At 53.7% G+C, this 4,303-nt stretch carries 2 protein-coding genes; both read right to left on the bottom strand.

Features of this window, described 5'->3' with window-relative positions; all coding sequences use genetic code 11:
• Nucleotides 1–1,547, bottom strand: a 1,547-nt coding sequence (gene uvrC / locus DBO31_RS02860; RefSeq protein WP_150824393.1) for an excinuclease ABC subunit UvrC, incomplete at its 3' end; no start/stop codon positions are given.
• A partial coding sequence (uvrA, locus tag DBO31_RS02865) for an excinuclease ABC subunit UvrA (RefSeq protein WP_150824394.1) occupies nucleotides 1,547–4,303 on the bottom strand: 2,757 nt, incomplete at its 5' end. The genes uvrC and uvrA, both read right to left, overlap by 1 nt.

Here is a 4,303-nt window from a genome sequence, read left to right on the forward strand (position 1 = left end):
AGCTGCAGCTCCGGCGTATGATGGCTGAGGATAATTGAATCGCTGCGCCCTTCGACAAAGACTTCTTCTATGCGCTTGGCCAGACTGATGACCGGCGCCTCACACCCGGCCTGCCGTATGATTGGCAGAGCGGCATGGAGTTGTCCCTTGCCGCCATCGATGACTATTAAATCAGGAACAGGCCAGTCTTTTTCATTATACCGCCGTTCCATGATTTCCGCCATAGATTTAAAATCATCGGGCTTTCCCTGTACGGTTTTTAATTTAAACCTCCGGTACTCACTGCGTGCCGGCTGACCATTTTCAAAAACTACCATAGAGGCAACCGTTTCGATACCCTGGGTATGGGAAATATCAAAACATTCCATCCGTTCCGGCAGGGACGGCAGGTCCAGCACCCGGGCCAGAGCCTGGACGGCACCGCTCGTCTTATCCGTATCATGCTGCCACTGGAGCCGTCTCTGTTCGAGCAGGACGCGGGCGTTTTCTTCCGCCATGGCGAGGAGTTTCTTTTTACTGCCCCGCTGGGGAATGATTAGGTTGACCTGCTGGCCTTTCAGCTGGCTCAGCCGCCGTTCACAATCTTCCTGTTCTGCCACAGCGGCTACGACAATATCCCGCGGGATAAACGACTGAGCCGTATAATACTGGTCAATGACGGCTTCCGTCATATCGGCGGCTGACTCATCATCGCTGTGATCCAGACTGAATGTCTCCCGTCCCATAAGCCGGCCGCTGCGGATGGTATAAATCTGGACGCAGGACTGTCCGGCATCGCTGGCCAGTCCCAATACATCCATATCGCCGCCCTGGGTAACGATGTTCTGCTGGGACTGAATGACCCGGATGGCTTCTATCTGGTCCCGGTACACAGCTGCTTTTTCAAATTCCAGCTCATCCGATGCTGCTTCCATTTTTTGCTGTAAATCCCGTATAAGCGGCGTATTCCTTCCTTCCAGCAGATCCACGGCCTGCCGGACCAATACCTGATAATCAGCTTTTGTAATATAGTGCACACAGGGCGCATCGCAATGTCCCATATGATACTGCAGGCACGGCCGGTCTGCTTTGAGATTGCGGCAGGTCCGGATGTGGAAGGCACGCTGCATCAGTTTCAGGACGCGGTGCACTGCCCCGGCATCGGCAAAGGGGCCGAAATACCGGGCACCATCACGCATGACCCGCCGGGTCATGCAGACCCGCGGATAGTCGTCCTGCAGCGTCACCTTGATATAAGGATAGGTCTTGTCATCGCGAAGCATGATATTATACCGGGGATGATGCTTCTTGATGAGCGTATTTTCCAGAATCAGCGCTTCCATTTCATTGGCTACGACGATGGTTTCCAGATCGACAGCATGACTGATCATAGCCGCCACTTTGACGGCCCGGTTGGCATCGTTGCGGACGTAACTTTTGACGCGGTTGCGCAGATTGACTGCCTTGCCCACATAAATAATATGACCTTTGGCATCTTTCCATAAATACACGCCGGGCTGGGTCGTCAGATTATTCACTTTTTCGAGCACGGCCTGTGAAAATGCCACTATTGGTCACCTCGTTCTTCCATGAGTTTCCGCGTCCGTTCCAGTACGGGTTTCAGGAATTGCCCCGTATACGACTGCGGGACAGCGCAGATATCTTCCGGCGTCCCCGTCGCAACGACCGTGCCGCCTCCGTCGCCGCCTTCAGGTCCCAGATCGATGAGATAATCAGCCGCCTTGATGACATCGAGATTATGTTCAATGACAACGACCGTATCTCCGCCATCGACGAGGAGCTGCAGGACATCCATCAGCTTGTGGATATCCGCCGTATGCAGCCCAGTCGTCGGTTCGTCGAGGATATACAACGTGCGCCCGGTACTTCTCTTGGAAAGCTCTGTCGCCAATTTTACCCGCTGGGCTTCCCCGCCGGATAAGGTCGTCGCAGGCTGTCCCAGTCGGATATACCCGAGACCGACCTGCTGGAGCGTTTTCAGTTTATTGAGGATGCGCGGAATCTGGGCAAAGAAATCGCAGGCTTCATCTACGGTCATGTTCAGGACATCGGAAATCGTCTTGCCTTTATACTTTACTTCCAGCGTTTCCCTGTTGTACCGCGTACCATGGCATACTTCACAGGGCACGTAGACATCGGGCAGGAAATTCATTTCGATGCGGATGATGCCGTCGCCCCGGCAGGCTTCACAGCGGCCGCCTTTGATGTTGAAACTAAACCGGCCGGCTTTATAGCCACGGACCTTGGCTTCCGGCGTCTGGCTGAACAGCTGGCGGATGAAATCAAAGACACCCGTATAGGTAGCCGGGTTGGATCGGGGAGTCCGTCCGATAGGCGACTGGTCGATATTGATGATTTTATCGATGTATTCTGTGCCGCGCAATTCTTTAAATTTTCCCGGCCGGTGGGGCGTACCATACACGGCTTCTGCCATCCCTTTATAAAGGATTTCATTGACCAGCGTCGATTTTCCTGAACCAGATACACCGGTCACTACCGTAAGTGTTCCCAGAGGAAAGGCTACATCGATATTTTTTAAATTATGTTCTGCCGCACCGACGATTTCAATCTGCGTTCCATTTCCCGGACGGCGCTGTGCCGGAACAGGGATGAATTTCGTCCCTTTCAGATACTGTCCAGTCAGGGATTCCGGGCATGCCATGATATCTTCCGCCGTCCCCTGGGCAACAATCCGTCCCCCGTGTTCTCCGGCTGCCGGCCCGATATCGAGAATATAATCGGCCGCCCGCATGGTATCTTCGTCGTGTTCTACGACAATCAGGGTATTTCCCAGGTCGCGGAGATGCTTCAGGGCACCGAGCAGTTTGTCGTTGTCCCGCTGATGAAGGCCGATAGACGGTTCATCGAGAATATACAGGACGCCGACCAGACCAGAACCTATCTGCGTAGCCAGGCGGATGCGCTGGGCTTCCCCGCCTGACAAAGTACCTGCAGTCCGGGACAATGTGAGATATTCCAGCCCTACGGTCCGCAGGAAATCGAGGCGGGCCCTGATTTCTTTGAGAATCTGTTTGGCAATCAGCTGCTGCCGATGGCTGAGTTCCAACGTATCAAAAAAGTGAATCATATCCGTCACGGATAAATCTGTCAGCTCATGGATGTCCAGTCCGCCGATTTTAATAGCCAGCGCTTCCGGCCGCAACCGGGCCCCATGACAGGCCGTACACGGCTTGACCGACATAAACTGGCCAAACTGGTCGCGCATCATATCTGATGAAGCTTCGCGGTAACGGCGGCGCACCATCGGTATAACCCCTTCAAAGGGCGTCGAGAATGTCTTAACTTCACCGCGCAGATTTTCATATTCAAAGACACATTCATCATCCGAACCGTAGAGCAATTTCTGCTGCAGTTCTTCCGGCAGGTCATTATAGCAATTCTGTATCGTAAATCCATACGGTTTCAAAAGGCCTCCCAGCTGACGCATGAACCATGAATCGGGATTACTGCTGAGGGCAGCAATACAGCCGTCGGCAAAGGATACATCACCATGAGGCAGACACAGATGGGGATCAACTTCCATGGTACTGCCGATGCCTGAGCAGGCCGGGCAGGCACCAAAGGGACTGTTGAACGAAAACAGGTGAGGCTCGATTTCCGGCAGGCTCACATGACAATCGGGGCAGGCAAAATGCTGGCTGTACGTCACAGTTTCTTTCGTGCTCATGCGGAAGACATGGACGATGCCTTCGCCTAATTTCGCTGCCGTTTCCAGAGAGTCAGTCAGCCGAGTCAGGATACTGTCCTTGATGACCAGGCGATCGACAATGACTTCGATAGTATGCTTCTTATTCTTTTCCAGAGGAATATCGTCCGACAAAAGATAGACTTCTCCATCGACGCGCACCCGGACATATCCGTCTTTGACCAGACGGGACAATACTTTCTGATGGGTCCCCTTCCGCCCATCGACGACGGGTGCCATGATCATGACTTTTTCTCCGTCACCCAGAGCCATGAGGGAATCGGCCATCTGCTGGATTGTCTGCTGGCGGATGGGCTTGCCGCACTTCGGGCAGAACGCTTCCCCGGCACGGGCATACAGCAATCGCAGGTAATCGTAGATTTCTGTGACCGTCCCTACAGTAGACCGGGGATTCCGGCTCGTCGTCTTCTGATCGATAGAAATAGCCGGCGACAGCCCTTCAATGTAATCGACATCGGGCTTGTCCATCTGTCCCAGGAACTGACGGGCATACGCTGACAGTGATTCGACATACCTCCGCTGTCCTTCGGCATAAATCGTATCGAAAGCCAGGGACGACTTCCCAGACCCGGACAG

The sequence above is a fragment of the Megasphaera sp. DJF_B143 genome (genome assembly GCF_900320625.1).
Taxonomy (GTDB): Bacteria; Bacillota; Negativicutes; order Veillonellales; family Megasphaeraceae; genus Megasphaera; species Megasphaera hexanoica.